The following is a 464-nucleotide window of genomic DNA, read 5'->3' on the forward strand; positions in this document are numbered from 1 at the left end:
GATAATGTCACCTTCTTTTAAGTCTAAGTATTGACTTACAACTCTTGCACTATCTATTAAGTTTCTATGTGAGATAACAATACCTTTTGGAGTACCTGTTAATCCAAAAGAATAAGTAATAACAGCATTATCATGTCCATTTATTTCACAAGTATATGGTTTATTGTAGTATTTGAATATTTCTTCAAATGAAGCAATATCTTTATGTGTAGTCTCATAAGAGACAATATGTCCGTCAAAATTTATCTCTTCAATTGACTCTAATTTTAATCTATCAGTAATAATACATTTAATATCGCAATCTTTAATTATATATTCAACTTGTTCTGGCTTTAAAAGTCTAGTAAGGGGAACTAATACATAATCAGTAGATAAGATACTAAGAATAGCAATTACTTGTTCTATACTTTTTGTAGAATAGATTCCAATTCTACTTCCCTTTGGTAAATCTAATTCTCTTAGAT

Annotated in this window: 1 protein-coding gene; it reads right to left on the reverse strand. The window is 27.6% G+C overall.

Going from position 1 to position 464, the window contains the following annotated elements; translation table 11 throughout:
- Positions 1-464: AMP-binding protein (locus tag CRV02_RS14435; protein WP_164969027.1), on the reverse strand; the 464-nt coding region annotated here is incomplete at both ends.

This window comes from Arcobacter sp. CECT 8989, from assembly GCF_004116715.1.
Taxonomy (GTDB): Bacteria; Campylobacterota; Campylobacteria; order Campylobacterales; family Arcobacteraceae; genus Halarcobacter.